This window comes from Protofrankia sp. CiP1_Cm_nod1, assembly GCF_920888515.1.
Classification (GTDB): Bacteria; Actinomycetota; Actinomycetes; order Frankiales; family Frankiaceae; genus Protofrankia.
On sequence record NZ_CAKKTM010000198.1, the window covers coordinates 1 to 5606 of the forward strand.

The 5606-nt window shown below is 75.4% G+C and carries 2 protein-coding genes; both read right to left on the minus strand.

Translation table 11 applies throughout. The annotated features are described in order from the left end of the window. Positions 1 to 1885 (minus strand): type I polyketide synthase (locus NBX02_RS09185; protein ID WP_445548334.1); only part of this gene is annotated, 1885 nt, incomplete at its 3' end. Further along, a partial coding sequence (locus tag NBX02_RS09190) for a type I polyketide synthase (RefSeq protein ID WP_250290908.1) occupies positions 1882 to 5606 on the minus strand: 3725 nt, incomplete at its 5' end. The genes NBX02_RS09190 and NBX02_RS09185, both read right to left, overlap by 4 nt.

The following is a 5606-nucleotide window of genomic DNA, read 5'->3' on the forward strand; positions in this document are numbered from 1 at the left end:
GGGCGCCCTGCCCGGTGAACAGGAACGCGATCTTGCCAGGGGTGCCGGTGCCCACGACGGTCCGGGGCGTCTGCCGCTCGGTCGCGACCGCGTCCAGGCCCGCGAGCAGGTCGTCCCGGTCCCCGGCGATGACGACGGCGCGGTGGGACAGCGTCGCCCGGGTGGTGGCCAGTGAGTAGGCGACGTCCACCGGCCGCAGTGTGCTGTCACCGCTGACGTGCGCGGCCAGCCGGGCGGCCTGCTCCTGGAGGGCTCTGGGTGAGCGCGCGGAGATCAGGAACGGCAGTGGGCTGCCAGCCGGTTCGCCGGCGGGCGTCCCCGCGCTCCCCGGCTCCGCGCCCGCCTCGGTGGCGGGTGTGCCCGTGGCGGGCGCGTCCGCGTCGACCCGGGCAGCTGCCCGCACGTCCGTCCGGTCCGCCGGGCTGTCCGTCCCGGCATCCGCCGGGGTGGCCGGGGAGCTGTCCGCCGCGGCGTCCGCTGGGGCGGGCTGGTCGGTGGGGGCCTGTTCGATGATGATGTGGGCGTTGGTGCCGCTGACGCCAAAGGCGGAGACGGCGGCCCGGCGGGGCCGGTCGACATCGGGCCAGGGGCGGGCCTCGGTGAGCAGCTCCACCGCACCCGCCGACCACTTTACGTACGGTGATGGCTCGTCCACGTGCAGGGTTTTCGGCAGGACGCCGTGCTGGAGGGCGTGGACCGTCTTGATGATGCCGGCGACGCCGGCGGCGGCCTGGGCGTGCCCGATGTTGGACTTCAGCGAGCCGATGTAGAGCGGCCGGTCGGCGGGGCGGTTCTGCCCGTAGGTGGCGATGAGGGCCTGGGCTTCGATGGGGTCGCCGAGGCGGGTGCCGGTGCCGTGGGCCTCGACGGCGTCGACGTCGGCGGGGGTCAGGCCGGCGGCGGCGAGGGCGGCGCGGATGACACGCTGCTGGGACGGCCCGTTGGGGGCGGTCAGGCCGTTGGAGGCGCCGTCCTGGTTGACGGCGGAGGCGCGGACGACGGCGAGGATGCTGCGGCCGGCGCGCTGGGCGTCCGAGAGCCGCTCGAGCAGCAGCAGGCCGACACCCTCCGACCAGCCGGTGCCGTCCGCCGCCGCCGCGAACGCCTTGCAGCGGCCGTCGGGGGCGAGCCCGCGCTGCCGGGCGAAGTCCACGAAGCCCAGCGGCGACGTCATGACGGCGACCCCGCCGGCGATCGCCAGGTCGCTCTCGCCGGAGCGCAGCGACTGGGCGGCCAGGTGCAGGGCGACCAGCGACGACGAGCAGGCCGTGTCGATGGTGACCGCCGGCCCCTCGAAACCGAACGTGTAGGAGATCCGGCCGGAGGCGACGCTGCCGAGCGCGCCGGTGACCAGATAGCCCTCCAGCTCGTCGGGGACCTCGTGGAAGCCGGCGGCGTAGTCGCGCCCGGCGACACCGGCGAACACGCCGGTGCGGCTGCCGCGCAGCGACGTCGGGTCGATCCCGGCGTTCTCCAGCAGCTCCCAGGCGTTCTCCAGCAGCAGGCGCTGCTGCGGGTCGGTCGCGGCGGCCTCCCGCGGGGAGATCCCGAAGAACGCCGCGTCGAAGTCACCGGCGCCGGCGATGAACCCGCCCTGGCGGGTGTAGGTGGTGCCGGGATGGTCCGGGTCGGGATGGTAGAGCGCGTCGGTGTCCCAGCCGCGGTCGTCCGGGAAACCGCTGATCGCGTCACCGCCGGCGGCGGCGAGTTGCCACAGGTCCGCCGGCGAGTTGACCCCGCCGGGGTAGCGGCAGGCGGCGCCGACGATCGCGATCGGTTCCCGCCGGCTCTCCTCGATCTCCCGCAGCCGCCGGTGGGCGGCCCGGGAGTCCGCGAGCGCGCGCTTGAGGTATTCGCGGAGCTTGTCGTCGTTGGACATCGTCAGGCGTGCTCCTGATCCATGAGGGCGAACAGTTCCTCGTCGCTGGCGGAGTCGAGGTCCAGCTCGTTGTCGGACGAGCCGGTGGGACCGGCGGGGCCGGTGCCCCACTGGTCGAGCAGGCGGCGCAGGCGGGTGATCGCGGCCTGCCGGTCCGCCTCGGTGGCGGCGCCGGCGGCGAGGACGGCCTCCAGCTGGTCGACCGCGTCCACCGCCGTCGCCGGCACCGCCGCCGGGGTGTCGATGGCCAGTTCGGCGCGCAGGTAGGCGGCGACGGCCTCGGGGGTGGGATGGTCGAAGACGAGCGTGGCCGGCAGCTCCAGCCCGGTCGCGGCGCCCAGCCGGTTACGCAGGTCGACCGCGGTCAGGGAGCTGAACCCCAGCTCCTGGAACGTCCGGGTGGACAGGACCTCGTCGGCGTCGGCGTGCCCGAGCACCGTCGCGATCTCCGACTGGACGACCGTCAGCAGCGCCTCGTCCCGTTCGGCCTCGCCGAGGCCGGCCAGCCGCAGCAGGAGCCCGTCGGCGGCCGAGACCGAGGCGGCGGCCGGGTCGGCGGCGGCGAGGCCGCCGATCTGCGTCGGCCGGGTGGCGGAGACCTCCCCGGCGAACGAGCGTCCGACGTCCAGCCAGTAGCGCCGGTGCTGGAAGGCGTAGGTCGGCAGGGTGACCCGCGGGTGCGGGCTGCCGGACGTCACCGCCCAGTCGACCGGCACTCCCTGGACGTACAGCTCGGCGGCGGACAGCAGGAAACGGTCCAGCCCGCCCTGGTCGCGGCGCAGCGTCCCGGCGACCACGGTGCCGGTGGCGCCGGTCACCCCGGCGATCTCCTGCAGACTGAAGTTGAGCACCGGATGCGGGCTGATCTCGATGAACGTGTCATGGCCGCGCTCGAGCAGGGTACGGGTGGCCTGCTCGAAGCGGACCGTCCGACGCAGGTTCGCGAACCAGTACTCGGCGTCGAGGGTGCTGGTGTCGACCGGCTCACCGGTGACCGTGGAGATCAGCGGGATCGTCCCCGCCCGCGGTGTGATCGACGCGAGGTCCGCCAGCAGCACCTCGCGCAGGCTGTCGACGTGCGCCGAGTGCGAGGCGTAGGTGGCCGGGAGGACCCGGGCGCGCACACCTTCGGCCTCCAGCTCCGCGACCAGTTCCGTCACGGCGTCGGTGTCACCGGCGACCACCAGCGACCCGGGGCTGTTGATGGCGGCGATCGACAGCCGGCCGTCCCCCCAGCGGGCCAGGCGCGGCTCGAGGTCGTCCGCGGTCAGCGCGATCGAGGCCAGGCAGCCGCGCCCGGCCAGCGCGATGGCGGCCTGGCTGCGCAGGGAGATCAGCCGGGCGGCGTCGTCCAGGGACAGGGCGCCGGCCACATAGGCGGCGGCGATCTCCCCCTGGCTGTGGCCGACGACGGCGTGCGGGTGCACACCGTGCGCGCGCCACAGCGCCGCGAGCGCGACGAGGATCGCCCACAGCGTGGGCTGGATCACGTCGAACCGCTCCAGCGTGGGCGCGTCCGGCGCCCCGCGCAGCACGTCGAGCAGGTCCCAGTCGATGTACGGGCGCAGCGCCCGCGCGCAGTCCGCGATCGCCGCGGCGAACACCGGGGAGGTGTCCAGCAGGGCCGCCGCCATTCCCGGCCACTGGGAGCCCTGGCCGGGGAAGACGAACACGATCCGGCGGTCCGCCGTGGCGGTGCCCCGGGCCGCGTTCACCGGCAGGTCGCCGCGGGCCAGCGCGTCGAGGGAGGCCAGGAAGCCGTCCCGGTCGTCGGCGACGACGACCGCGCGTTCGCTGAACGTCGCACGGGTGGTGTGCAGCGCAGCCGCGACCGCCGCGACCGCCGCGACGCCCGCCCCGGCCCCGCCGCCGTCCACCTCGGCCCCGCCGTTGGTCACAGGTTCGCCGCCGGCCGGCGGTTCGTCCGCGCGCAGCCAGGCCGCCAGCTGGGTGGCCTGCGCCCGCAGGGCCTGCGGGGTTTTCGCCGACAGCGTCCACGCGACCGGCTTGCCGTCGGTCACCGGTTCGCCGCCGGCGGCCGGGCGGGACGGCGCCAGCGGACGGTCGTCGGCCGGGGCCTGCTCGATGATCGCGTGGGCGTTGGTGCCGCTGACACCGAAGGAGGAGATCCCCGCCCGGCGGGGCGCGCCCGTCTCGGGCCAGGGCCGGGCCTCGGTGAGCAGCTCGATGTCCCCGTCGGCCCAGTCCACGTACGGTGACGGCTCGTCCACGTGCAGGGTCCTGGGCAGGACGCCGTGCTCGATGGCCTGGACCATCTTGATGATGCCGGCGACGCCGGCCGCCGCCTGGGTGTGGCCGATGTTGGACTTCAGCGAGCCGAGGTAGACGGGCCGGCCGGCCTCCCGGTGCTGGCCGTAGGTGGCGATGATGGCCTGGGCCTCGATGGGGTCGCCGAGACGGGTGCCGGTGCCGTGCGCCTCGACGGCGTCGACATCGGCCGGAGCGAGCCCGGCGGCGGCGAGCGCGGTGCGGATGACACGCTGCTGGGACGGCCCGTTGGGCGCGGTCAGCCCGTTGGACGCGCCGTCCTGGTTGACCGCCGACCCCCGCACGAGCGCCAGCACCGGATGGCCGGCGCGGCGGGCGTCCGAGAGCCGTTCGAGCAGGACGAGCCCGATGCCCTCGGCCCAGCCCACGCCGTCCGCCGCCGCCGCGAACGCCTTGCTGCGGCCGTCCGGTGACAGCGCGCGCTGCCGGGACAGCTCCACCCAGGCGCCGGGGGAGGCCATCACCGTCACCCCGCCGGCGACCGCCAGCTCGCTCTCGCCGGAACGCAGCGACTGGGCGGCCAGGTGCAGGGCGACTAGCGACGACGAGCAGGCCGTGTCGATGGTGACCGCCGGCCCCTCGAAGCCGAACGTGTAGGAGATCCGGCCGGAGGCGACGCTGCCGGCGCTGCCGGTGCCGAGGAAGCCCTCCAACGACGACGGCGCCTCGTCCAGCCTGGGGGCGTAGTCGTGGTACATCACCCCGGCGAACACGCCGGTGCGGCTGCCGCGCAGCGTCGCCGGGTCGATCCCGGCCCGCTCGAACAGCTCCCAGGTGGTCTCCAGCAGCAGGCGCTGCTGTGGGTCGGTCGCCAGCGCCTCGCGGGGCGCGATCTCGAAGAAGTCGGTGTCGAAGTCGCCGGCGTCGAGCAGGAAACCGCCGTGGCGGGTGTAGGACGTGCCGGCGTGGTCCGGGTCCGGGTCGTGGAGCGCCTCGAGATCCCAGCCGCGGTCGCCCGGGAACTCGGTGATCGCGTCGGTGCCGGCGGCGACGAGCCGCCACAGGTCCTCCGGCGAGGCGACCCCGCCGGGGAAGCGGCAGGCCATGCCGACGATCGCGATCGGGTCGTCGTCGACGACCTGGCCGCCCGGCCGTCCGGCGCGGGACGCCGTGGCATCGGCCGGCGCCGTCCCGGCCAGCCCGGTCTCGGTCTCGGTCAGCAGCGTGAGCAGGAAGGCGGCGACGGCGGTGGGGTTCGGCTGGTCGAAGGTGAGGGTGGTCGGCAGCCGCAGCCCGGTCGCCGTGCCCAGCCGGTTGCGCAGATCGACGGCGGTCAGGGAGTCCAGCCCCAGGTCGGTGAACGGCCTGGTGGCCGCGACCGCGCGCGCGTCGGCGTGCCCGAGGGCCGCCGCGACCTCGCCGCGCACCAGGTCGAGCAGGTGCGCGGCCCGCTCGTCCGGGGACAGTGCGGCCAGCCGCGCCACCAGCGGTGATCCGG